Source organism: Streptomyces sp. NPDC057445, from assembly GCF_042802855.1.
Lineage (GTDB): Bacteria > Actinomycetota > Actinomycetes > Streptomycetales > Streptomycetaceae > Streptomyces.
The window spans coordinates 51,130-73,568 of record NZ_JBHVDH010000002.1 but is presented as its reverse complement, the minus strand read 5'-3'; the positions used below and the strand labels follow the sequence as shown (position 1 = coordinate 73,568).

Here is a 22,439-nt window from a genome sequence, read left to right as displayed (position 1 = left end):
AACCGGTGCGGGGGTACGCCGTGGCGACCGGTGCGGCGTACACCTCGGCGGCTGTGTGCGGCATACATCTGTCATCAAGCAAACCACTCCGGTGTCCGGACCCGCCCTTCGCCGGTCCACGGGCCCCGGCCGTCGCCCGCCAGGGGTGGTGGCGGGGCCGCGTGCCGGCCCGACGTCAGAGGTTGGTCGTGTCGACGGGGATCCTCGGCTCGACGCCGTCGCGCAGGATCGTGGCCTCGATCAGGCCGTACGGGCGGTCGGCCGCGAAGTAGACCTCGTTGTCGTTCTTGAGGCCGAAGGGCTCGAGGTCGACGAGGAAGTGGTGCTTGTTCGGCAGGGAGAAGCGGACCTCGTCGATCTCCGAGCGATTGTTGATGATGCGTGCACCCATCTGGTACAGCGTCTGCTGCAGGGAGAGGGAGTAGGTCTCCGCGAAGGCCTGCAGCATGTGCTTCCTGACCTGCTCGTAGGACTTCTCCCAGTTCGGCATCCGCTGCTCGTCGTCGGTCCAGTTGAACCGCCAGCGGCCGGACACCTCCGTGGCCAGGATGCGGTCGTACGCCTCCGGGAGTGTCGTGTACTTGTCCTTGACGTACCCCCAGAACTCGGAGTTCGTCGAGTTCAGCACGGTGAGGTCCTTGAGGCCGGAGACGACCTCCCACTCCGCACCGTCGTACGTGATCTGGGTGACCCGGGTCTCCTGGCCCTTGCGGACGAAGGAGTGCTTGACCTCGTCCGCACCGATGAACCTGGAGTTGGCGTCGGAGGCCTCGATGCGCTCCCACGCGTACTCCTCGATACGGATACGCGCACGGTGGATCGGGTCCTGCGACGTCACGAAGTGCCGGGCGAGGTGGATGCCGAACTGCTCGGCCGACTCGATGCCGTGCTCCTTGGCGAACGCGTACACCGTGTTCTTGGTGGTGTCCGTCGGCAGGACGTTGGCGTTCGAGCCCGAGTAGTGCACGTCGTCCATGTCACCGGAGAGGGCGACCGAGACGTTGAGGTCCTTGATGTGGTGGGTTGCGCCGTCCCTCGTGATCCTGACGACGCGGTTCTCTGCTTTGCCGTACTGGTTCTGGCCGAGAATCACAGGACGGGCGGGCCGGGAATGGGCTGTCATTGTCTGCTAGCTCCCTCGGTAAACGGAGTAGCCGAACGGGTTGAGCAGCAGCGGTACGTGGTAGTGCTCGCCCGCAACGACGGCGAACGTGATCGCCACCTCGGGGAAGAACACACCCGGCGCACCGCTGTCCCGATTCGCGGGGGCGTCCTGCTGCGCATCGGCTTGCTTCTTGCCGACTTCGGGGGAACCGAGGAAATAGGCCTCGGTCTCGAAGTCGAGACGTACATGGGTCGTGCCCTCCGGCAGCGACGGCAGGTCCTTGCAGCGCCCGTCCGCGTCGGTGGCCGATCCTCCGAGCGCCACCCACTCACCGCCAGGTCCCTTGCGGGCCGACAGCGAGACGGCGACACCCGCGGCGGGGCGTCCGATGCTGGTGTCCAGGATGTGGGTGGACACGGAGGTGTGCGGCGATGCCGCAGTCCCGGTGCTCATGCGCTCTCTTCCTCCACGAGACGGCTCAGCCGGATGCGGTTGATCCTGCCCAGTTCGGTGCGGACGATCTCGCGCTCCTGCTCGGGGGTGTTGTGGATCCGCTCGCGGACGGCATCCCTCATCTGCCCGGCCGTCCTTCCGGTGGCGCAGATCAGGAAGACATGGCCAAACCTGTCCTGGTAGGCCAGGTTGAGTTCCAGCATCTCGGCCTTGAGCTCGTCTGACGCGCCGGCCATCCCGCTCTGCTCGCGTGAGGAGGTCGGATCCCCCGGCTTCGGGCGACCGATCGGCGGGTGCCCCGCCATCGCTTCGGCCAGATCGTCCTCGGTCAGCTCGGCCATGGCGGCGTCGCTCGCGGCGAAGAGGGCCTCCACGGTGGCGTACGGGCGCTGGGCGAGCAGTTTGCTCCCCCACGCGGAACTGGCACACACCTCGTGCAGTGCGGCCTGGGCCTCACTGTCCGCCGAGGTGTTGAACCGGGCGAGGCCCGGTACGGAAGTCGAAGTCACGGGAGCCTCCGTGGCTGTTCTGCACTGTGCGTCGGACGGGCTGCGGACAGCTAACGCCTTCCACCGACACCCCGTCAACACTTTGTTGAAATCCAGCGGGCGGAAGTCGGCACAAAAGCCGCTGTCCCGGCATCCGGACGGCGGCTCACCCCGGAGAGTTACTGGTCAATCACTCTTGGTGCCGTTGTCCCGGTTCAGATAGTTGTAGACGGTGAAGCGGCTGACACCGAGCGCGCCGGCCACGGTCTCCACACCGTGCCTCACGGAGAACGCCCCGCGCGCCTCGAGGGTCCGTACGACCGACTGCTTCGTCTTGCGGTCCAGCGCGGAGAGCGGCATGCCGTACGTGCGCTCCATGGCGGCCAGAATGTGGTCCAGGGAGTCCGAGAGCTGGGGCAGCCGTACGGCCAGCACCTCCTCGCCCTCCCAGGCCAGGACGACATCGTCGGCCTTCGCCGCCTCCGGCAGCAGAATCTGCGCGCCCATGGCGTCCACGAGCGGTTTCACCGCGGCGACGAGGGGGTGGTCCCCGGGCTCGGTCACTGCTCGCCCTCCCCGCTGCCCCGACCGTCCGCGACCTCTGCGGCGTCTCCGCCACCCTGGCCGTCCCCGATCACATTGACCTGAAGCGACACCCGGGTGGCGCCGGCCCCCAGCGCCTGCCGCAGCAGCGAATCGACCGCGGTGAGCAGCGCGTCCGCCTCGCCCTCCGCCGTATTGCCGAAGGGCCCGACGTCCACGTCGTCCAGATCGGCCGCCTGGATGACCTCACGGGCCACCAGGGCATGGGCGGGCGCCTCGTCCAGGTCGAAGGGCTCCGTCGTGAACTCCACTCGCAATCGCATGCCCTCACGTTAAGCCTGCCCGTGCCGCCGTCCGCCGCTCGGCCCGTCCCTTCCTCCCGCTCCGCCCCCCCGTTCCGCCGTCCTCCCGTTCCGCCCTCGTTCCGCCTTCCTCCCGATCCGCGCGACGGACGGACCGCCCTCCCGCGTAGAGCGGTTGACGGAAGCCGTCCAGGAACCTCGGTCCCGGTACGGCGCAGCGACAGGGAGGGGTGCACGGCATGACAGGGCACACGCACAGGGCTGTCAAGCGAACTGCTGTGGCGGCGGTGGCCATGGCGGCCATGACCGCGTCGCAGGCACCGGGGGCCCTGGCCTCCGCACCCGCGAAACCGGTTCGGGCGGCCCCCGGACCGAGCGTCTCCGGCGACTCCCTCTACCGCACCGAACTCCCGCCGCTGCGGACGAGGGACGCGGCGGTCTCCGAAGCGGACCCCGGTTCGGGCGGGTCCGCCGTGACGGCCGGCGGCGTCCTGCCCGCCACGGTGCTGGCCGCCTACCGACGGGCGGAGGCGGAGCTCGCCCGCAGCACCCCGGACTGCCGGCTGCGCTGGCAGCTCCTTGCCGCGATCGGCCAGGTGGAGTCGGGGCAGGCGCGTGGCGGCCGGCTCACCGCGGACGGCACGACCCTCAGCCCGATCCTCGGTCCGCGGCTGGACGGCGACGGGTTCGCCACGATCACGGACACCGACGGCGGCGTCCACGACGGGGACACGGTCTACGACCGCGCCGTCGGCCCCATGCAGTTCATCCCCTCGACCTGGGCCGTCTGGGGAGCCGACGGAAACGGCGACGGCCACAGCGATCCCGGCAACATCCACGACGCGGCACTCGCCGCCGCCCGCTATCTGTGCGCGGGCGGCAGGGACCTTTCCGACCCGGCCGACCTGGACCGGGCGATCCTCGGCTACAACCACTCCATGGCGTATCTGCGCACGGTGCTGGCCTGGTTCGCCCACTTCCTCGGGGGCCACCGGGTGGTGCCGGACCTCGGCTCCGGACCGGCCGACGGCCCGGAACCCGGGACACCGGATACGCCGCGTACGCCGCGGCCTTCGAAGCGATCCGAGCCATCCGCCCCCGCGGGCGGCCTTGACGGGGGCTCTCCCCCGCCCGCCCCCGCGCCGGCCCCCACCACTTCGGCCTCGCCCTCGCCCTCGAAGAGCGGGGACGGTGGCGTGGTGCCCGGGGCGCCGCGGCTTCCCGTCCCAGGGCCCGTCGCCGGGCCGTCCGGCGTGCCCGTCGTCGGCACCCTGACCGTACCGGCACGCTGACCAGCGGCGGACAGGTCGGCAACGGAAAGGAATCGATAAGCGTCTCCCCCTCCACAAGCCGGGATACCCGACGGTAATCTCCCCCGCGCCGGGCCCAGCACCTGCCCGGACGAGTGAGAGCGAAGGGGCCCTCATGACGACGGACACTGACGCGGCCCGCGAACGGTGGCAGCGCGCATGGAGCCACCGCGAGCAGCTGCTCAAAGTGGCGCGCCGCAGGTCGATGAGCATGGAGGACGCCGAGGACGCCGTGCACGAGGCGATGCTCCGTGCCGCCGAGCACCCTCATCTCGACGACGAGCGGCTCGGCGCCTGGCTGACGACCGTGACGATGCGGCTGTGCGTGGACCGCTACCGGCAGGTGCATCGTGAGACCGAGGTACGCAGCAGCCCCACGCTCGTCGCGCCGGTTCCGGTGCCGGTGGAGGAGGCGGTCTGCGACCGCGCAGAGGCGATGTGGCTGGCCGTACGGAGCGAGGAACTGCCCGCCCGACAGGCCGAGGCCCTGTGGCTCAAGTCGGAGGACCTGGACGTCAGCGAGGTCGCCACGAAGATGGGACTGAGCTATCGGACCGTCGAGTCCCTGCTGGCGCGGGCCCGCCGGACGCTCCGCAGTTCGCTGGCCGCCACACTGGGCCTGGCGCTCTGGGTGATCGGACGCGGCCGGCCGCAGGGCGGCAACGCCCAGGCGGTGGCGGTGGCTTCGACCGCGGCGACTCTGGCGGTGGCCGGGCTGATCCTGCCGTACGCCCAGGACGCGGACGCCCCCTCCTCCCGGCCCCCGTCCCCCGCGGTGTCGCGGGCGTCGGACGGCATGTCACCGCGTGCGGGCACCACAGCGTCTGCGCCCGGCAGCCGTGAGACCTCCGGACCGGCCGCCACCGCCTGGACGCAGTCCGGCGCTCCGGGGGCCGTGGTGCCCGCACTGCCGGAGCTGCCCGGACTGCCGCTGTCCCCGCCCGCCGTGCCGGACGTCCCGGAGGTGACGGCTGTGCCGGAGGTCCCCTTGGACGGCCTATCCTCGGTCCCCGGCCTCACCTCCGCCCCGGATCTGCCTGACGTACCGGACGTGCCCGATGCACAGGACGTGGCCGGGGTGCCTGCCCCTACGTCGGCGCCGGATCTGGCTTCCGAGCCGGTGCGGGAGCAGCCGCTGCCCCGCCGGGCGCCGGACACGAGCGCATCCGGGGTGCAGACGCCCGCGCAGCCCCGGGTGCTTCCGACCCCCTGAGTTTCCGGCGCGCGTCGCCGGGCTCGGCAACGGCTTCGCCCGGTTGACCGCCTGATTGCGCGCTCATTGCCTCCCGGTTCCGGGCTGGCAAAAAATTCCTCACCCAGCAGCGACGGACGGGCCCTCCCTCCCCGTAGAGCAGATGTCGGACCGCTCCACGGCTGAAGGGTGAACCGGTATGGGTGTCGAGATCTGTGTGGAAGGACTGACCAAGTCCTTCGGCCACCAGGTCATCTGGCAGGACGTCTCCCTGACGCTGCCCGCCGGGGAGGTCTCGGTGATGCTCGGCCCTTCGGGCACGGGCAAGTCGGTGTTCCTGAAGACGCTCGTCGGGCTGCTGCGGCCCGACCGCGGGTCGGTGCGGATCGCGGGCACGGACCTCACCACCCTGCGCGAACACGATCTCTACGAGGTGCGGAAGCTCTTCGGAGTGCTGTTCCAGGACGGCGCGCTGTTCGGGTCGATGAATCTGTACGACAACATCGCCTTCCCGCTGCGTGAGCACACCCGTAAGCCGGAGAGCGAGGTCCGGCGCATCGTCCTCGAGAAGATGGACATGGTCGGGCTCATCGGGGCGGAGGAGAAGCTGCCCGGAGAGATATCCGGCGGTATGCGCAAACGAGCCGGGCTGGCGCGCGCGCTGGTGCTCGATCCGGAGATCATTCTGTTCGACGAGCCGGACTCGGGACTCGACCCGGTCCGGGTGGCCTATCTCAACCAGCTGATCGTCGACCTCAACGCGCAGATCGACGCCACCTTTCTGATCGTCACCCATGACATTGCATCGGCGCGGCAGGTCCCGGACAACATCGGGCTGCTTTTCCGGCGGGAACTGGTGATGTTCGGTCCCCGGGAGGAGCTGCTGACCAGCGAGGAGCCGGTCGTGCGGCAGTTCCTGAACGGCCGTATGCAGGGCCCGATCGGAATGGCGGAGGAGAAGGACGCGGCCCAGGTCGAGCAGGAGCTGGCGCAACTCGAGGCAGGCGCGGACGCGGCGCCACCGGGGATACCCGACCTGCCCCCGCGTCTGCTGCCCAGCGCGGGGATCACCCGGCCGCCGCGCTGGGAGGCGATCGCCGACCGGGAGTCACTGCGGCAGGTGCGGGCCGCGGTCCGCGGAAGGGCGGCGGAGGTATGAGCCTGTCACCGAACGCGGCGCTGCGGCATACGGGAAGCCTGTTCGCGATGGCCCTGGACGTCGCACGGACGCTGCCCAGGCGTCCGTTCCAGCTGCGGGAGTTCATCCAGCAGGCGTGGTTCATCGCGAGCGTCACGATCATGCCCACGGCGCTGGTCTCCATCCCCTTCGGGGCGGTCATCGCACTCCAGATAGGCAGCCTGACCCGTCAGCTGGGTGCACAGTCGTTCTCGGGCGCGGCCTCGGTGCTCGCGGTGCTGCGAGAAGCCTCGCCGATCGTCACCGCGCTGCTGATCGCCGGGGCGGGCGGCACGGCCATCTGCGCGGACCTCGGGGCGCGCAAGATCCGTGAGGAGATCGACGCGATGCAGGTGCTGGGCATCGATCCGATCCACCGGCTGGTCGTGCCACGGGTGCTGGCCTCGATGGTGGTGGCGGTGCTGCTGAACGGCCTGGTGTCGGTGGTCGGCGTGGCAGGCGGCTACTTCTTCAACGTGGTCCTGCAGAACGGCACACCGGGGGCGTATCTCGCCTCCTTCACCACCCTCGCCCAGCTTTCCGACCTGTGGGCGGCCGAGCTGAAGGCCCTGGTGTTCGGCGCTGTCGCGGCCGTCGTCGCCTCGTACAAGGGGCTGACCGCCAAGGGCGGGCCGAAGGGCGTGGGCGATGCCGTGAACCAGTCGGTGGTGATCACCTTCATGTTGCTGTTCGTGACGAACTTCGTGATGACCGCCGTGTACTTCCAAGTCGTTCCGCAGAGGGGCTGACCGTGGCTCTGATGAACCGTTTCGTGGGGCGCCCGCTCCGCTCCCTGGAGGAGCTCGGGACCCAACTGTCCTTCTACGGACGCTCACTGGCCTGGACCGGCCGCACTCTTCGCCGCTACAAGATGGAGGTCCTCCGGCTGCTGGCCGAGGTGAGCTTCGGGCGGGGCGCGCTGGCCGTGGTCGGCGGAACCGTCGGGGTCATCGCCTTCCTGTCGTTCTTCACCGGCACCGAGGTGGGCCTCCAGGGCTACGCGGCCCTCAACCAGCTGGGCACCTCGAACTTCGTGGCGTTCCTTTCGGCGTACTTCAACACCCGCGAGATCGCACCGCTGGTGGCCGGGCTGGCGCTGTCCGCGACGGTCGGGGCCGGATTCACCGCCCAGCTCGGCGCGATGCGGATCAGCGAGGAGACCGACGCGCTGGAGGTGATGGGCGTTCCCTCGCTGCCGTTCCTGGTGACCACCCGGATGATCGCCGGTTTCGTCGCCGTGATCCCGCTCTATGTGGTCGGGCTGCTGTCCTCGTACTTCGCCGCCCGGACCATCACCACCGGCTACTACGGGCAGTCCACCGGCACCTACGACCACTACTTCCAGCAGTATCTGCCGCCGGTCGACGTGCTGTGGTCCTTCGGCAAGGTGATCGTCTTCGCCGTCGTGATCATTCTGGTGCACTGCTACTACGGCTACCACGCGAGCGGCGGGCCGGCCGGCGTCGGCGTCGCGGTCGGCCGTGGGGTGCGCACCTCCATCGTCGCGATCAACGTCCTGGACTTCTTCCTCAGCCTGGCGATCTGGGGCGCCAACACGACCGTACGGATTGCGGGGTAGGGCCGATGCGGACACGGGTCGTCAGACTGAGGGTGTACGGGATCGTCTTCATCGTCGTCATCGCGCTGCTGCTGTCGCTTTCCGTCGCCGTGTACCAGCAGGTGTTCGTCTCCGTCGTGAGGATCACGCTGGAGGCCGACACACTCGGCAACCAGCTGGAGCCGCGGGCCGACGTCAAGCTGCGCGGGCTGCTGGTCGGCGAGGTGCGCGAGGTGCGCGCCGACGGCGCGAAGGCGACGCTCGTCCTGGCGCTCAAGCCGGAGCATGTCTCCCGTATCCCGTCCGATGTCAGGGCGCGACTGCTGCCCAAGACGCTCTTCGGCGAGAAGTACGTCGACCTGGTCCCGCCCCCGCAGCCGTCGGGGCGGCACATCCGTGCCGGGGAGGTGATCACGCAGGACCGCACCAGGGCCGGTATCGAGGTGCAGCATCTGATGAACGACCTGCTGCCGCTGCTGCGTACGGTACGGCCGGCCGAACTGAACGCCACCCTGTCGGCGTTCGCGACGGCGCTCGAGGGCCGCGGCGACCGGATCGGAGGCAACCTCACCCGCGTCGACGACTATCTGAGCCGGCTCAACCCGCACATGCCCTCGATCAAGGAGGACATCTCGCGGTTCGCCGACACCGCCGAGGTGTACGGGGACGCCGCACCCGATCTGATGCGGATCCTGCGCAACACGATCACCACGAGCCGCACGGTCGTGGAGAAGCGGGAGCAACTCTCCGCGCTGTTCACCTCCACGGCCACCGTCGCCGGGACCGCCGACGCGGTCCTGGACGAGAACGCCGGGCGGATCATCACCCTCGGTCGTGTCTCACGTCCCACGCTGGCGCTCTTCGCCCGTTACGCGCCGGAGTACCCCTGCCTCCTCAACGGCCTGGTCAGGCAGGAGGCGGCTTCCGAACAGGCCTTCAGAGGTGGGGAGATGCGCATCACCCTCGAAGTCGTCCGCCCGCGGCCCGCGTACCGGCCGGGCGAGGAACCGCGCTACGCCGAGCGCTCGGGTCCCGACTGCCACGGCATGCCACGTCCACAGGTCCCGGCACCTGCCACCAAGCTGGACGACGGTACGTCCAGGGCAACCTCCCAGGGGTCCGCCACCGAGGTGTCCGCCACCGAGTCCGAGCAGCGTGCTGTCGGCTCTCTCGTGGCCCCTGTCATGGGTGTACCGGCCGATGAGGTGCCAGCGGTGGCGACGCTGCTCTTCGGTCCGATGGTCCGGGGAACGGCGGTGAGCGTCGCATGAAGGCAGCGGCCCCTCTGATCAAGTTCAGCCTCTTCGCAGTGGTGACCGTGCTGGCGACCACCCTGCTCGCGGCCACGATCGTCAACATCTCCTTCACTCCGGAGCACACGTACCGCGCCGTGTTCAGCGACGTCACCAGCCTCGAGAAGGGCGACGACATCAGGGTCGCCGGGGTACGGGTCGGCGAGGTGGAGGACATCCGCATCAAGGACCGGACGCTGGCGGAGGTCACCTTCGCCGTCTCCCGCGACCGGCCGCTGCTCACCAGCACCGGCGCCGTCATCCGTTACCGCAACCTGGTGGGCCAGCGGTACATCGCGCTGACCGAGGGCGCGGGAGACGGCACCAGGCTGCCGCCCGGCGGCCGGATCCCCCTGTCCCGGACACAGCCGGCACTGGATCTGAACGCGTTGCTCAACGGCTTCAAGCCCCTGTTCGCGGCGCTGAGCCCCAAGGACGTGAACCAGCTCGCCACCGAGATCGTCAAGACGCTCCAGGGCGAGGGCGGAACGGTGAACAGCCTGCTCGCGCACACCGCTTCGCTCACCACCACGCTCGCGGACCGCGACCAGCTGATCGGCTCCGTGATCGACAACCTCAACACGGTGCTGGGAACGCTCGACAAGCGGGGCGCCCGCTTCTCGGAGCTGCTCAAGCAGTTGCAGCGGGTCGTCTCCGGCCTTTCGGCCGACCGCAAGCCCATCGGTGACTCGCTGGTGAACATCGGGGAGCTGACGCAGGCCACCTCGGGCCTGCTGAAGGACGCCCGCCCGCCGCTGCGCGACGACATCGCCGGGCTGAGGGATCTCACCGGAACGCTCAACAAGAACGAGAAGACGGTGGAGGGTGTGCTGAAGCGGCTGCCGAACAAGCTCAACAAGCTGACGGGGACCGCCTCGTACGGCTCGTGGTTCAACTTCTACCTCTGTGACTTCGACGGCCGGGTCGTGCTGCCGAAGACCAGGGAGGTGCTCACTCCCGAGCTCCATGTCGCCCGTGCGAGGTGCGCGTGAAGCCCCGTATGAAGGCGCGCATGCTGCCGTTCCGGGAGCGGAACCCCGTGGTGATCGGGGCGGTCGGCCTCACCACGCTCGGGCTGCTGACCGTCGCCGCGTTCAACGCCGACAGTCTCCCGCTGATCGGCGACGGAGAGACGTACAGCGCGGCGTTCTCGGAGGCGGGCGGTCTCAAGGCCGGCGACGAGGTCCGTATCGCCGGGGTGAAGGTCGGCAAGGTCGACGAGGTGGACCTGGACGGAGACCACGTCAAGGTGGTCTTCCGGGTCAAGGGCGAGCCCGGCTTCGGCACCAGGACGGGCGCGGCCATCCGCGTCAAGACGATCCTGGGCGCGAAGTACCTGGCACTCGAGCCGAAGGGATCCGGTCGGCTGGAGCCGGGCAGCGAGATCCCACTGAACCGGACGACTCCCGCGTACGACGTCGTGGCGGCCTTCAGCGATCTGACCACCACGACGGAGAAGGTCGACACGGAGCGGCTCGCGACAGCCCTGGACACGATCTCCACCACCTTCGAGGACTCCCCCGACGAGGTGCGGGCCTCCATCAAGGGCCTGTCGAAGATCTCGCGTACGGTCGCTTCCCGCGACCAGGCGCTGCGTGAACTCCTCGACCACGCCAACGGGGTCAGCGGAGTCCTCGCCGCGCGTTCCGGGGAGTTCTCCACGCTCGTCAAGGACGGCGATGCGCTGTTCAAGGAGATCTCCAGGCGGAGGGCGGCGATCCACGCGCTGCTCAAGAGCTCGGCCGCGCTCGGGATCCAGCTCTCCGGCCTGGTCGAGGACAACAGCGCGGAGATCGGTCCGGCGCTCAAGGGCCTGAACACGGTGGTCACGATGCTGGAACGCAATCAGTCCGCGCTCGACCGCAGCGTCAGGCTTCTCGCGCCCTATGTGCGGGTCTTCACCAACGCCCTCGGCAACGGCCGCTGGTTCGACAGCTACATCCAGAACATGGTCGCCACTCCGGTGGTCCCGCGAACGGGAGGTTCGTGATGGAAGGGAGGTTCGTGATGAGCAGGCGTCTGCTGCGGCGGGCCGCGGTGGTCACCGCAATAGCCGTCGTCGCGGCGGTCGCCGTGGTGCTCCGGCCCCATCCGGAACCGGTCCGGGTCACGGCGTACTTCCCCCGGACGGTCGGCATCCATCCCGGTTCCGACGTGCGGGTGCTCGGCGTGCGGATCGGCGAGGTCAAGGAGATCACTCCGGAGGGCGGCCGGGTGCGGGTGGAGCTGGAGTACGACGCCGGGCGCAAGGTCCCCGCCGCCGCCAAGGCGGCGATCATCAACTCCTCCGTGGTCAGCGACCGTTACCTCCAGCTGCTGCCGGTCTACCGGAACGGGCCTGCCCTGCGCAGCGGCGACGTCATCCCGGAGAAGCGCACAGCCGTACCGGTCGAACTGGACCGCGTCTTCGACAGCCTCCACACGACGTCCGAAGCGCTCGGTCCACGCGGTGCGAACAAGGAGGGTTCGCTGTCCCGGTTGCTGGGCGTGAGCGCGGACAACCTCGAAGGACAGGGCGAGAACCTGCACCGGACGGTGGAGGATCTCTCACTGGCCGTGACCACCCTGGCCGACGGCAGGCAGGACATGTTCGGCACCGTCCGCAATCTTCAGGTGTTCACCGCGGTACTGGCCGCCGACGACAAGAACGTCCGCTCGTTCAACGACAGTCTGGCGAACGTGGCCGAACAGCTCGCCGGGGAGCGCAAGGACCTGGCGGCCGCGCTGCGGCATCTCGGGATCGCACTCGCCGATGTGTCCGACTTCGTCAGGAAGAACAAGAAGTCACTGACGTCGAACGTGGAGGGCCTCAGCAAGGTCACCAAGGTGCTGGTCACCCAGCGTGCCGCGCTGGCCGAGCTCCTGGAGGTCGCCCCGGCGGGGCTGTCGAATCTGCAGAACGCCTACAACCCGTCCTCCGGAACCCTCGACACCCGCAACAACCCTGAACAGCCGCAGGACCCGGGAGCCCTGTTGTGCTCGCTGCTCAGGACGACCGGCGAGGGCAAGGCCGGGGACTGCCGTGACTGGCAGAAGCTGTTCGACTCCTTGCCGGAGCTCGGGCCTGGTGCCGCGCGGCCGGTATCGGGGTCCGGTCCGGCCGACCGGACCCTGGGCGGAATCCTGGAGGCCGGCGCATGAGTGCGGAGCGCAGGAGCGTGGAGCGCAGGAGCGTGGAGCGCAGGAGCGTGCTGCGTATGAGCACGGCGGTGTGGGCGGCGGCCGGCTCGTTGCTGCTGGCGGGCTGCGACTTCGAGGGTCTGTACGACGTCCCGTTGCCCGGCGGCGCGGCGACCGACGGCCATGCCCACCGGGTCACCGTCGAGTTCAGGGACGTCCTGGACCTGGTGCCGCAGTCCTCGGTGAAGGCCAACGACGTCACCGTGGGCTCGGTGGAGTCCGTGGAGCTGAACGGCTGGCACGCCCGGGTACGGCTGCGCATCTCGGACTCGGTGAAACTGCCGGGCAACGCGGTCGCCGAGCTGCGGCAGACCAGCATGCTCGGCGAGAAGTACGTCGCGCTGTCGGCGCCGGTGGACACCGCGCCCGTCGGCCGGCTCGGCGACGGCGCCACGATCCCGCTGTCACGCAGCGGTCGCAACCCGGAGATCGAGGAGGTGCTGTCCGCGCTGTCGGCGCTGCTCAACGGCGGCGGGGTGGCCCAGCTCAAGACGATCACCACGGAACTCAACAACGCTCTGGAGGGGCGCGAGAGCCGCGTCAAGTCCCTGCTGACGGAGCTGAACACCTTCGTCGGCGGGCTCGACGGACAGCGCAAGGAGATCATCCGCGCGCTGAACGGGATCGACCGGCTCACCAAGCGTCTCGGCCAGGAGAAGAAGACGATCGCCCAGGCCGTCGACACCATGCCGCCCGCCCTCAAGGTACTGGCCGACCAGCGCCGGAAGCTGACGTCGATGCTCACCGCACTCTCGGAGTTCGGCAGGACCGGCACCGAAGTGGTCAACGCCTCGCGCGACGATGTCATCGCCAATCTGCGCAGTCTCCAGCCGGTTCTCCAGCAGTTGAACAAGGCCGGCAACGATCTCCCGGGCGCTCTGGAACTGCTGACGACGTATCCGTTCCCGCGCAACGCGACGGACGCCGTCAAGGGCGACTACGTCAACCTCAAGATCACCGCCGATCTCGATCTGGCGAGCCTTTACGGCAGTCCAGGCGGCAGGCCCGGGAAGCCGGGCGGCCCGAAGAAGCCCGGAATCCCCGACGTTCCCGTGCCCGGGATTCCCGGAGTACCCGAGGTGCCCGGGATCCCCCGCCCGACGTCCCTGCCGAAGCCCGGCACGCCGGACGCGCCCGGTACCCCCTCGCCTCCCTCTGGCGGCAACGCGCCGCTGTGCCCGCCGGTGTGCACCGGCAGTCAGGTGTCGTACGACACCGGGAGTGAAGGCCGCTATCCGACCGGAGTCGATCTCGCTCTCGCGGAACTGATGCTGAAGGGGATGCAGCCATGATCACACGTACGGTCAGGGCCCAGCTGCTCGCCTTCGCCGCTGTCACCGCCGTCGGTGTGTCGTACGTCGGCGCCCGCTACACGGCGCTGGCCGACATCCTCTTCGACCGCGACTACACCGTGCGGGCGGACTTCGCGGACTCCGGGGGGATCTTCCCGGGGGCCGAGGTCACCTACCGCGGTGTGCCGGTGGGCCGCGTCGGGGAGCTGCGGCTCACCGGCCGGGACGGGGTCTCCGTGGCGCTGGACATCAAGGAGGACGGGCCGGGGATCCCCGCCGACACCGTGGCCGTGGTGGCGAACCGCTCGGCGGTCGGCGAGCAGTACGTGGATCTGCAGCCGCGCACCGCCGGGGAACCGTATCTGCGGGACGGCAGCACCATCGCCCGCAACGACACACGGGTGCCACTGCCCACCACGGATCTCATTCTGGGCCTGGACCGGCTGGTGACGTCCGTGGGCAAGAAGGACCTGCGGATCACGGTCGACGAACTGGGCAAGGCGTTCGCCGGCACCGGGCCCGAGCTGAGCCGCCTGGTGGACTCGGGCAACGCACTGGTCGAGTCGGCCTCCCGTTCGCTGCCGCAGACGGTCTCGCTGATCGAGGACTCACGGAAGGTCCTGAAGACACAGACCGACCAGGGCTCGGCCATCACGTCCTTCTCGCGCGATCTGGCGGCTCTCACCGCCGAGTTGAAGTCCAGTGACGGTGACATCCGCAGGCTGGTCGGCTCGGGCGCCCCTGCCGCCCATGAGGTCAACTCACTGCTGACGGACACGCGGCCCCATCTGCCCGTGCTACTCGGCAATCTGATCAGCGGCGGCCAGATCACGGTGGCAAGGCTGCCCGGTGTGGAGCAGGCCCTGGTCACCTTCCCCGTGGTGGTGGCGGGCAGCTACACCGTGATCCCGGGCGACGGCACCACCCACTTCGGGATGGTCGTCAACGCCGACGAACCGCCGCCGTGCCGACAGGGATACGGGACGCAGCGGCGCGACCCGGCGGACACGAGCGAGCGGCCCGCGAACACCGAGGCGCGCTGTGCGGCCCCGCGCGGCGGCCCCACCTCGGTGCGGGGGGCGCAGAACGTCCCCGGCTCCTCGTCGCGCACCGGTTCCGGCGGCGCGGACCGGACCGCACACGTCACCCCGTACGACCCCGAGACCGGCACAGCCGCCGGACCGGACGGAACGCTTGTCGAGATCGGCTCGACGGGCGGCGAACAGAGCGTATTCGGAAAGGACTCGTGGCAATGGCTGCTCGTCGGACCGATGGCATGACCGGAAGTCTCGCGGCACGCGCGACGCAGCGGCTGCGCGGGCTGTGGTCGAGGGCGACGGAAGCCGCCGTCCGTGGCAGGGCGATGCCCGTGTCGCTGGCGACGGCGACCGTCGTCACGACAGTCCTCGCCGTCTGGCTGGGATTTCAGGTGCAGGAGCAGCGAGCCGAGGAACAGCGCCGCCAGGACATCCTGGCGGCGGCCCGCCAGTCGGCCCTGAACTTCACCTCGCTCGACCACCGGCACTACAAGCAGGACAGCGAGAACGTGCTGAAGGGCGCCACCGGCGACTTCAAGAAGGAGTTCGCTGCCCAGACGGCGGAGCTGACCAAGCTGGTCGCGGCGAACAAGTCGGTCTCCGAGGGGCAGGTGCTCGAAGCGGGCATCACCCGGGCCGACGACAGCACGGCCCGGGTCCTCGTGGTCGCCGACAGCAAGGTGACCAACACCGCGTCCCCCGAGGGCCAGGCCCGCACCTACCGACTGCAGCTCGACCTCGTGCACGAGGGCGGTCGCTGGCTGACGTCCAACGTCGAGTTCGTGGGCTGACGGGCGCCCCGGAGCCCGCCGCAGGCGGGGAATCGTCAGGCGTTCCGGCTGCCGGCCGAGAGGCCCCGGCCCCGCACCGCGCCCCCGCACACCCGTACCACCAGTGAGGAGAAAACCCGTGGCGAACCCGATCACCCGAGGCCGCGGCGTCGGCTCCCCCGCTCGCCGCTCGATGACCGCGGCCGCCCGAGCGGCGGCAAAGCGCACCGCGCGCGTCGGCAGCCCCGCCCCGGAAACACCCGAGAACCAGCCGACCGGACAGTTGCCCCTCGGGCCGGTCTCCGGACGGACCTTGCGCGCTGAGGAGCGGGTCGAGGACACCGGCGAGCCGGACTGGGAGGCGCCGGACTGGAAGGACCCGGACCTGGAGCATCCGGACCTCGGGGATCCGGACCTGGCAGATCCGGCCCGTGAAGGAACACCGGAGGCGGAGCAGAACGCCTCGGAGGCGGAGGCAGAGGCAGAGGCCGACGGGGCGCCTTCGGGCGTGCGGCGGCGCCTGCTGGTGATCGCCCTGCTTGCCGTCCTGGCGCTGTCCGGCCTGGTCGGGGCCGTCGTGCTCGGGCTGGACCACCAGCACGGGCGGCAGGCGGAGCAGGCACGGCACCAGGCGCTGGCGGCCGCGCGGGAGGCGGCGCCTGTCGTCCTGTCGTACGACTACCGGCATCTGGACCGCGACTTCGCCGCGGCGCGCGGGCATCTCACCGGGTCCTTCCGTGACGAGTACCTCAGGACGACCAAGGCCGTGGTGGCTCCGACCGCGAGAAAGTACCAGGGGGTGGTCAAGGCGACGGTCGTGACACCACCCGGAGGCGGCGCCCCTGCCGCATCGGTGGTGTCTGCCTCGCCGGACAAGGCGGTGGTGCTGCTCTTCGTCAATCAGGTGACGCGGAGCACTCAGGTCGAGGGGCCCCGCGTCGACCTGAACCGGGTGCGGATGACGCTCGAGCCGACCTCCGGCGGCTGGAAGGTGGCAGCCGTCGACGCCTTGTAGTCCGCCGCGGGACGCGCCCTGGCGCCTCCCGAGCCGGGACGAGAGAGCCGGACACGGCCCCCGTCCCACGCTCGGGAGGCGCCTTTTTGTCGTCTTCGTGGCGGCTTCGTGCCGGCGTCATACGGACCTGCTCTTGACACGCCTCCCCCACCCCGGGCAATCTTCCATTAAGCAGAAACAAACTTCCGCAATACGGAAGGAGCGCCGCCTCTCATGGCCCGCTTCCCAGAAGGCGCAGTCACGGACCAGCGCTTCGATGTGAACCTGTCGATCCTCTTCACGGAACTCCCGCTCCTCGAGCGCCCCGCGGCCGCCGCGGCGGCCGGCTTCACCGCGGTCGAGCTGTGGTGGCCCTGGACCGAGACCCCGACGCCCGACCAGAGCGAGCTCGATTCCCTGAGGCAGGCACTGGTGGACGCGGGCACCCGGCTGGTGGGCCTGAACTTCTACGCGGGACAGCTGCCGGGGCCGGACCGGGGCGCCCTCTCCGTCCCCGGCGAGGAGTCGGACCGCTTCCGCGCCAACATCGACTTCGCGGCGGACTTCGCCGCATCGGTCGGCTGCAGGGCGCTCAACGCGCTGTACGGCAACCGCGTCGAAGGAGTCGACGCGGCCGTCCAGGACGAGCTCGCCCTCGAGAACCTGGCCATGGCGGCCCGCGCGGCGCACCGGGTCGGGGCGATCCTGCTGATCGAGGCCCTGAACAAGCCGGAGTCCCCGCTCTACCCGCTGGTGAGCGCTCCCTCCGCGATCGAGATCGTGGACAAGGTGAACGCGGCGACGGGCCTCGGGAACGCGAAGTTCCTGCTCGACATCTACCACCTGTCGATGAACGGCGAGGACGTCAGCCAGGTCATCGGGGCGTACGCCGACAGGACCGGCCATGTACAGATCGCCGACAACCCGGGCCGCGGCGCGCCCGGCACGGGCTCCCTCCCGCTGGAGGAGCTCATCTCCGAGCTGAGGAAGGCCGGTTACGGCGGCTGGGTCGGTCTGGAGTACAAGCCAGGCGACCGCCCCAGCTCCGAGGCCTTCGACTGGCTTCCGGTCGAGGCCCGCGCGGCCCGCTGAACTCGATGACGTACCAGAGCCGTTAGGAAGACACTCTCATGAGCAACCTCGCAGACTCCGCCAACCCGGCCCAGCCGGATTCCTCCCGCCCAGCCCCTCCGAGAGTTGCCTGGATCGGTCTCGGCATCATGGGCTCTCCCATGTCCGAGAACCTGTTGAAGGCCGGATACTCCGTCACGGGCTTCACACTGGAGCAGGACAAGCTGGACCGGCTGGCCGCCGCCGGCGGCACCACGGCGGGATCGATCGCCGAGGCGGTCAGGGACGCCGACGTCGTCATCACGATGGTGCCCGCCTCCCCGCAGGTCGAGGCGGTCGCCTACGGCCCCGAGGGCATCCTGGAGAACGCGAAGCAGGGCGCGCTGCTGATCGACATGTCCTCGATCACCCCGCAGACCTCCGTCGACCTGGCCAGGAACGCGGCGGAGAAGGGCATCCGCGTGCTGGACGCCCCCGTCTCCGGCGGCGAGGCCGGCGCCGTCGAGGCGGTGCTCTCGATCATGGTCGGTGGCGAGCAGGAGGCCTTCGACGAGGCTCTGCCGATCCTGGAGTCGCTGGGCAGGACCATCGTGCTGTGCGGGCCGCACGGCTCCGGCCAGACGGTGAAGGCCGCCAACCAGCTGATCGTCGCCGTCAACATCCAGGCGTGCGCCGAGGCCGTCGTCTTCCTCGAGAAGTCCGGTGTGAACCTCCAGGCCGCCCTGGACGTCCTGAACGGCGGCCTGGCCGGCTCCACGGTGCTGACCCGCAAGAAGGACAACTTCCTGAACCGGGACTTCAAGCCGGGCTTCCGTATCGACCTGCACCACAAGGACATGGGCATCGTCACGGACGCCGCCCGCAGTGTCGGTGCCGCCCTGCCCGTCGGCGCCGTGGTCGCCCAACTGGTCGCCTCCCTGCGGGCGCAGGGCGACGGCGGTCTGGACCACTCCGCCCTGCTGCGCGCCGTCGAGCGACTCTCCGGCCGGCCGGCCGCCTGACCCGGCCCGCTTCCTCGGCCCGGGGATCCGCCGACCCCCGAACGTCCGGGCCGTGGCTGCGCCGACACCTGTCCTGTCGCGCCCAGGCGCAGCCACGGCCCGGATCCACCCCCTTCAATTCAACAAACTGTTGACGTTCTCGTCGGGGCGAACCTACGCTCCTGGCACGCTCAGCAGCTCCCCCGCACGGAAGGTCACCTTCGCCACCATGTCGCAGCGCGTGCTTACGACCGAGTCCGGCGCCCCGGTCGCCGACAACCAGAACTCCGCCACCGCCGGCGTCGGTGGACCGCTCCTCCTCCAGGACCAGCATCTGCTGGAGAAGCTCGCCCGCTTCAACCGGGAGCGCATCCCGGAGCGTGTCGTGCACGCCCGCGGCTCGGGTGCCTACGGCTACTTCGAGGTCACCGACGACGTCACCGGGTTCACCCGGGCCGCCTTCCTCTCGGAGGTGGGCAAGCGGACCGAGACGTTCATCCGGTTCTCGACCGTCGCCGACTCGCTCGGCGGCGCGGACGCGGTCCGGGACCCACGGGGTTTCGCGCTGAAGTTCTACACCGAGGAGGGCAACTACGACCTCGTCGGCAACAACACCCCGGTCTTCTTCATCAAGGACCCGGTCAAGTTCCCCGACTTCATCCACTCCCAGAAGCGTGACCCGTTCACGGGCAAGCAGGAGCCGGACAACGTCTGGGACTTCTGGGCCCACTCCCCCGAGGCGACGCACCAGATCACCTGGCTGATGGGCGACAGGGGCATACCCGCCTCGTACCGCCACATGAACGGCTACGGCTCCCACACGTACCAGTGGACCAACGCAGAAGGCGAGGCCTTCTTCGTCAAGTACCACTTCAAGACCAACCAGGGCATCCGCTGCCTCTCCTCCGAGCAGGCCGCCGAGGTCGTCGGCAAGGACGCCAACAGCCACCAGACCGACCTGCTGCAGGCCATCGAGCGCGGTGTGAACCCGTCCTGGACGCTGTACGTGCAGATCATGACGGCGGCCGAGGCGGCGGACTACCGCTTCAACCCCTTCGACCTGACCAAGGTATGGCCGCACGACGGCCACCCGCTGCAGCGCGTGGGCCGGCTGGTGCTCGACCGCAACCCCGACAACGTGTTCGCGGAGGTCGAGCAGGCGGCGTTCTCTCCGAACAACTTCGTACCCGGCATCGGCCCTTCGCCGGACAAGATGCTCCAGGGCCGTCTCTTCGCGTACGCCGACGCCCACCGCTACCGCCTCGGTGTCAATCACACCCAGCTGCAGGTGAACGCCCCGAAGGCGACCACCGCGGACAACTACGGCCGCGACGGCTTCATGGCGACGCGCAACGGCTCGCGCCACGACAAGAACTACGAGCCCAACTCGTACTCCGGTCCCGCGCAGACGGACTCCGCCCTGTCGGCCCCGCTGGCGGTCCACGGCCACACGGGCACGCACGAAGCTCCGCGTCACTCCAAGGACGACGACTTCTTCCAGGCCGGTGAGCTCTACCGCCTGATGTCGGAGGAGGAGAAGAAGCGCCTGGTCGCGAACATCGCGGGAGGCCTGTCCCAGGTCACCCGCGACGACGTGGTCGAGAAGAACCTGGCCCACTTCCACGCCGCCGACCCGGACTACGGCAAGCGCGTCGAGGAAGCCGTCCGAGTCCTGCGCGAGGACTGAGCAGGCCGGACCTTCGGCAACACCAAGACCGCGTACGGGAGTTGGCCTCCGGCCCGTCCCCGTACGCCGTCCGAACCGCCGACCCGCATGAGGGGTGGTCCGCGGTGAGGACACGGCGCCGGTCATACGGCCGGCGCCGCGCGTGAGGACCGCGGCGGCGTGCGAGCCAGTGCGGTGGTACGGGCCCTCCCTGCCCCCTTCCTGACCTGAAGGAAGGTCCGGCCGGAAGCCCATCGCCCCGCCGCGGTCCCAGCGGCCCGTCCACACGGCCCGGGCCCGAGCGGCCGAACCGGCTCGATCCGGCACAGCGGACTGCCTTGCCCACGGTGGAGGCTCCACCCCGTGCAACGAGGGTGGAGCCTCGAGAACGTCAGGCCACGGCCGCCATACCGGGCGACGTCCTCGCCTCTGAACGCCGACGGTGGTCGTTCAGAGGTACTCGTGTGTCCTCGGCGACCGGTGTGTCGACGTCCGTGAGGAGGCCGATCAGCGATGATCGTGCCCGGGCCACGCGTGAGCGGACGGTGCCGACCGGGCAGCCGATGGCCTGGGCCGCTTCGGCGTAGGGCAGGCCCAGGAGCTGGGTGACCACGAACGCCTCACGGCGTTCCGCAGGGATGGCCGCCAGAAGTTCTGCGAGTGCTATCCCGTCCTCGAAGCCCGGGACCTCACGGGGTTGGGCCTGCTCCGCAACTGCCTGCCAGTCGTCGCAGTCCGAGAGCCTGGGACGCGCGGCAGCATGGCGAAGGCTGTCGACCACCGTGCGCCGCGCGATGGAAAGCAGCCAGGTCCGCGCCGAAGAACGGCCCTCGAAGCGGTGGAGACTGCCCAGCGCCCTGAGGAAGGTCTCCTGCGTCAGGTCGTCGGCGGCCTGGGCGTCGGCGCTGAGGTAAGCCACATAGCGCCAGATGTCGCGCTGCAATGCGCGTACGAAGCGGTCCACAGCCTCGGGGTCGCCGCCGCGCGCGGCCAGCGCCCACCGGGTCACGGCTTCATCCGCGCTCCGCGCGGTGCTCGTCGGTTCGGTGTCGCCGGGGGTGCTGTGGTGTGGGGGCAGGGCAGGGGTCATCGCCACTTGTCCTTCGAACGATTCGGGATCCGGCTCCCGCGTGATCGGCGGGGCGGGTGAGTGGTACGGCCTGCCGGACGGCATGGCCGATGCCCGGAGCACGCGATGGAAGACGACGCGCGTCCGGGGATCCAGCTGTCAGGCGACAGCTGTCCCGGTCGGTGGACCCCGCGTGGTGAAGGCGGTGACGAGGAGCAGTTGCCGCAGCACGACGGCTCGGCGTGCTCGGCGGACGTGGATGCGAGGCCGGTGCGGTGGCGCGGTCAGGCGGAAGATCAGGCGCAGAGGAGCTACCAGCCAGCCGGCGAGTGCCCGCAGAACGCGGAACGCGCCCCGCTCGCCGTGCGCCAGCCAGAGACCGCACAGCAGCGCGGCCAGAAGGTGGGCCGCGAGCATGCCGGTCGGCGACATGTGGGCGCCCATGTCATGTCCGACGGACGGGAGCGTGCTGTCCCCTGTCGCCCCCATGGCGTGGTGGAAATGGCCGCTCCCGTCGGGGAGCACCGGGTGGGCATGGGCGGGGAGGGACGCGTGCACGTGACCGCCTGCGTCTCCGGCAACGCTGAGCGGTTCAGCACCAGGGAGTGTGATGGGGCTCTTCGACCCGCACAGCAGGTACGCGGCCCATTGCCGGGTGAAGGAAGCACTCTCCGGCAGCGCGGGATTCACGGTCGCCTGCACCAGTGAGAATGCTGTGTGCAGAGCGGCCTGGGCGACGACGGTGGCCGATGTGACGAAGAGGACGCGCCGCTCACGGGTCGCAAGCACCCATGCCGACGCCCATGTGGCGAAGAACGCCGCCGACATGGCCCACCAGGGAACGGCTGTCCCCGACATGAGCGTGTGGCCGATGACCGCGAGCAGCACACAGGCGGCTGCGAAGGTGGCAGCCCGTACCGCGCGGCAACATCGGCCTGGAGTCATGGCGGACTCATCCTT

Annotated in this window: 23 protein-coding genes; 16 read left to right on the top strand and 7 right to left on the bottom strand. The window is 69.8% G+C overall.

All coding sequences use genetic code 11. The annotated features are described in order from the left end of the window. Positions 1 to 175 precede the first annotated feature (175 nt). From pucL to ACFU5O_RS05145, 5 genes are all read right to left on the bottom strand, one after another. On the bottom strand, positions 176 to 1,123 hold the full coding sequence (gene pucL / locus ACFU5O_RS05165) for a factor-independent urate hydroxylase (RefSeq protein WP_384236582.1): 948 nt from the start codon (positions 1,121 to 1,123) through the stop codon (positions 176 to 178). A 6-nt stretch (positions 1,124 to 1,129) separates the two neighbouring features. Next, on the bottom strand, positions 1,130 to 1,558 hold the full coding sequence (gene uraH, locus ACFU5O_RS05160) for a hydroxyisourate hydrolase (protein WP_384236579.1): 429 nt from the start codon (positions 1,556 to 1,558) through the stop codon (positions 1,130 to 1,132). Further along, a complete protein-coding gene (uraD, locus tag ACFU5O_RS05155; RefSeq protein ID WP_384236576.1) occupies positions 1,555 to 2,067 on the bottom strand; it encodes a 2-oxo-4-hydroxy-4-carboxy-5-ureidoimidazoline decarboxylase in 513 nt (170 codons plus the stop codon). Before uraD ends, uraH begins: the two co-directional genes overlap by 4 nt. Before the next feature lie 165 nt (positions 2,068 to 2,232). Continuing rightward, positions 2,233 to 2,610, bottom strand: a complete 378-nt coding sequence (locus ACFU5O_RS05150) for a helix-turn-helix domain-containing protein (RefSeq protein ID WP_384236574.1) — start codon at positions 2,608 to 2,610, stop codon at positions 2,233 to 2,235. After that, complete coding sequence (locus tag ACFU5O_RS05145; RefSeq protein ID WP_384236573.1) at positions 2,607 to 2,912, bottom strand: hypothetical protein; 306 nt, start codon at positions 2,910 to 2,912, stop codon at positions 2,607 to 2,609. The genes ACFU5O_RS05150 and ACFU5O_RS05145 overlap by 4 nt, the downstream gene beginning before the upstream one ends. 218 nt (positions 2,913 to 3,130) lie before the next feature. On the opposite strand from ACFU5O_RS05145, the gene ACFU5O_RS05140 reads away from it, so the two are divergent. The 16 genes from ACFU5O_RS05140 (at position 3,131) to ACFU5O_RS05065 (ending at position 20,431) form a co-directional block, all read left to right on the top strand. Next, entirely contained in the window at positions 3,131 to 4,183 is a 1,053-nt protein-coding gene (locus ACFU5O_RS05140) for a lytic transglycosylase domain-containing protein (RefSeq protein WP_384236571.1), read from the top strand. Positions 4,184 to 4,316: 133 nt separating this feature from the next. Beyond that, a complete protein-coding gene (locus ACFU5O_RS05135) occupies positions 4,317 to 5,414 on the top strand; it encodes a sigma-70 family RNA polymerase sigma factor (protein WP_384236570.1) in 1,098 nt (365 codons plus the stop codon). Between the two features lie 178 nt (positions 5,415 to 5,592). Continuing rightward, complete coding sequence (locus ACFU5O_RS05130) at positions 5,593 to 6,552, top strand: ABC transporter ATP-binding protein (protein WP_384236568.1); 960 nt, start codon at positions 5,593 to 5,595, stop codon at positions 6,550 to 6,552. Continuing rightward, positions 6,549 to 7,319, top strand: a complete 771-nt coding sequence (locus ACFU5O_RS05125) for an MlaE family ABC transporter permease (RefSeq protein WP_384236566.1) — start codon at positions 6,549 to 6,551, stop codon at positions 7,317 to 7,319. Before ACFU5O_RS05130 ends, ACFU5O_RS05125 begins: the two co-directional genes overlap by 4 nt. Positions 7,320 to 7,330: 11 nt before the next feature. Continuing rightward, positions 7,331 to 8,149, top strand: coding sequence for an MlaE family ABC transporter permease (locus ACFU5O_RS05120; RefSeq protein ID WP_384236564.1), 819 nt, complete (start codon positions 7,331 to 7,333; stop codon positions 8,147 to 8,149). A gap of 5 nt (positions 8,150 to 8,154) precedes the next feature. After that, on the top strand, positions 8,155 to 9,399 hold the full coding sequence (locus ACFU5O_RS05115) for an MCE family protein (RefSeq protein WP_384236562.1): 1,245 nt from the start codon (positions 8,155 to 8,157) through the stop codon (positions 9,397 to 9,399). Then, entirely contained in the window at positions 9,396 to 10,412 is a 1,017-nt protein-coding gene (locus ACFU5O_RS05110; protein ID WP_384236561.1) for an MCE family protein, read from the top strand. The genes ACFU5O_RS05115 and ACFU5O_RS05110 overlap by 4 nt, the downstream gene beginning before the upstream one ends. 20 nt (positions 10,413 to 10,432) lie before the next feature. Then, on the top strand, positions 10,433 to 11,410 hold the full coding sequence (locus tag ACFU5O_RS05105) for an MCE family protein (RefSeq protein WP_384237729.1): 978 nt from the start codon (positions 10,433 to 10,435) through the stop codon (positions 11,408 to 11,410). A gap of 17 nt (positions 11,411 to 11,427) precedes the next feature. After that, the gene (locus ACFU5O_RS05100) at positions 11,428 to 12,561 is read left to right on the top strand and encodes an MCE family protein (RefSeq protein ID WP_384236560.1); all 1,134 of its coding nucleotides are present in this window, start codon (positions 11,428 to 11,430) and stop codon (positions 12,559 to 12,561) included. Next, positions 12,558 to 13,892, top strand: a complete 1,335-nt coding sequence (locus tag ACFU5O_RS05095) for an MCE family protein (RefSeq protein ID WP_384236559.1) — start codon at positions 12,558 to 12,560, stop codon at positions 13,890 to 13,892. The genes ACFU5O_RS05100 and ACFU5O_RS05095 overlap by 4 nt, the downstream gene beginning before the upstream one ends. Further along, positions 13,889 to 15,172, top strand: a complete 1,284-nt coding sequence (locus ACFU5O_RS05090; protein ID WP_384236557.1) for an MCE family protein — start codon at positions 13,889 to 13,891, stop codon at positions 15,170 to 15,172. Before ACFU5O_RS05095 ends, ACFU5O_RS05090 begins: the two co-directional genes overlap by 4 nt. Then, positions 15,169 to 15,720, top strand: a complete 552-nt coding sequence (locus ACFU5O_RS05085; protein ID WP_384236555.1) for a hypothetical protein — start codon at positions 15,169 to 15,171, stop codon at positions 15,718 to 15,720. The genes ACFU5O_RS05090 and ACFU5O_RS05085 overlap by 4 nt, the downstream gene beginning before the upstream one ends. A 118-nt stretch (positions 15,721 to 15,838) precedes the next feature. Further along, entirely contained in the window at positions 15,839 to 16,714 is an 876-nt protein-coding gene (locus ACFU5O_RS05080) for a hypothetical protein (protein WP_384236554.1), read from the top strand. 213 nt (positions 16,715 to 16,927) lie between these two features. Next, positions 16,928 to 17,785: a TIM barrel protein gene (locus ACFU5O_RS05075; protein ID WP_384236552.1), complete on the top strand. Its 858-nt coding sequence runs from the start codon at positions 16,928 to 16,930 to the stop codon at positions 17,783 to 17,785. Between the two features lie 38 nt (positions 17,786 to 17,823). Then, complete coding sequence (locus tag ACFU5O_RS05070) at positions 17,824 to 18,765, top strand: 2-hydroxy-3-oxopropionate reductase (protein WP_384236550.1); 942 nt, start codon at positions 17,824 to 17,826, stop codon at positions 18,763 to 18,765. A gap of 208 nt (positions 18,766 to 18,973) precedes the next feature. Continuing rightward, a complete protein-coding gene (locus ACFU5O_RS05065) occupies positions 18,974 to 20,431 on the top strand; it encodes a catalase (protein WP_384236548.1) in 1,458 nt (485 codons plus the stop codon). A gap of 370 nt (positions 20,432 to 20,801) precedes the next feature. On the opposite strand, the gene ACFU5O_RS05060 is transcribed toward ACFU5O_RS05065, so the two are convergent. Together ACFU5O_RS05060 and ACFU5O_RS05055 are read right to left on the bottom strand one after the other, a co-directional pair. Next, complete coding sequence (locus tag ACFU5O_RS05060) at positions 20,802 to 21,500, bottom strand: sigma-70 family RNA polymerase sigma factor (protein WP_384236546.1); 699 nt, start codon at positions 21,498 to 21,500, stop codon at positions 20,802 to 20,804. Between the two features lie 138 nt (positions 21,501 to 21,638). Beyond that, on the bottom strand, positions 21,639 to 22,424 hold the full coding sequence (locus tag ACFU5O_RS05055; RefSeq protein ID WP_384236545.1) for a hypothetical protein: 786 nt from the start codon (positions 22,422 to 22,424) through the stop codon (positions 21,639 to 21,641). Positions 22,425 to 22,439 lie beyond the last annotated feature (15 nt).

Bases quoted from the DNA above. Each gene is read 5' to 3' on its own strand.
- ACFU5O_RS05090 (WP_384236557.1), top strand. From the start codon at position 13,889: ATGATCACACGTACGGTCAGGGCCCAGCTGCTCGCCTTCGCCGCTGTC.
- ACFU5O_RS05085 (WP_384236555.1), top strand. From the start codon at position 15,169: ATGACCGGAAGTCTCGCGGCACGCGCGACGCAGCGGCTGCGCGGGCTG.
- ACFU5O_RS05115 (WP_384236562.1), top strand. From the start codon at position 8,155: ATGCGGACACGGGTCGTCAGACTGAGGGTGTACGGGATCGTCTTCATC.
- ACFU5O_RS05070 (WP_384236550.1), top strand. From the start codon at position 17,824: ATGAGCAACCTCGCAGACTCCGCCAACCCGGCCCAGCCGGATTCCTCC.
- ACFU5O_RS05140 (WP_384236571.1), top strand. From the start codon at position 3,131: ATGACAGGGCACACGCACAGGGCTGTCAAGCGAACTGCTGTGGCGGCG.
- ACFU5O_RS05110 (WP_384236561.1), top strand. From the start codon at position 9,396: ATGAAGGCAGCGGCCCCTCTGATCAAGTTCAGCCTCTTCGCAGTGGTG.
- ACFU5O_RS05130 (WP_384236568.1), top strand. From the start codon at position 5,593: ATGGGTGTCGAGATCTGTGTGGAAGGACTGACCAAGTCCTTCGGCCAC.
- pucL (WP_384236582.1), bottom strand. From the start codon at position 1,123: ATGACAGCCCATTCCCGGCCCGCCCGTCCTGTGATTCTCGGCCAGAAC.
- ACFU5O_RS05145 (WP_384236573.1), bottom strand. From the start codon at position 2,912: ATGCGATTGCGAGTGGAGTTCACGACGGAGCCCTTCGACCTGGACGAG.
- ACFU5O_RS05065 (WP_384236548.1), top strand. From the start codon at position 18,974: ATGTCGCAGCGCGTGCTTACGACCGAGTCCGGCGCCCCGGTCGCCGAC.
- ACFU5O_RS05120 (WP_384236564.1), top strand. From the start codon at position 7,331: ATGAACCGTTTCGTGGGGCGCCCGCTCCGCTCCCTGGAGGAGCTCGGG.
- ACFU5O_RS05075 (WP_384236552.1), top strand. From the start codon at position 16,928: ATGGCCCGCTTCCCAGAAGGCGCAGTCACGGACCAGCGCTTCGATGTG.
- ACFU5O_RS05055 (WP_384236545.1), bottom strand. From the start codon at position 22,424: ATGACTCCAGGCCGATGTTGCCGCGCGGTACGGGCTGCCACCTTCGCA.
- uraH (WP_384236579.1), bottom strand. From the start codon at position 1,558: ATGAGCACCGGGACTGCGGCATCGCCGCACACCTCCGTGTCCACCCAC.
- ACFU5O_RS05060 (WP_384236546.1), bottom strand. From the start codon at position 21,500: ATGACCCCTGCCCTGCCCCCACACCACAGCACCCCCGGCGACACCGAA.
- ACFU5O_RS05105 (WP_384237729.1), top strand. From the start codon at position 10,433: ATGCTGCCGTTCCGGGAGCGGAACCCCGTGGTGATCGGGGCGGTCGGC.
- ACFU5O_RS05125 (WP_384236566.1), top strand. From the start codon at position 6,549: ATGAGCCTGTCACCGAACGCGGCGCTGCGGCATACGGGAAGCCTGTTC.
- ACFU5O_RS05095 (WP_384236559.1), top strand. From the start codon at position 12,558: ATGAGTGCGGAGCGCAGGAGCGTGGAGCGCAGGAGCGTGGAGCGCAGG.
- ACFU5O_RS05135 (WP_384236570.1), top strand. From the start codon at position 4,317: ATGACGACGGACACTGACGCGGCCCGCGAACGGTGGCAGCGCGCATGG.
- ACFU5O_RS05100 (WP_384236560.1), top strand. From the start codon at position 11,428: ATGAGCAGGCGTCTGCTGCGGCGGGCCGCGGTGGTCACCGCAATAGCC.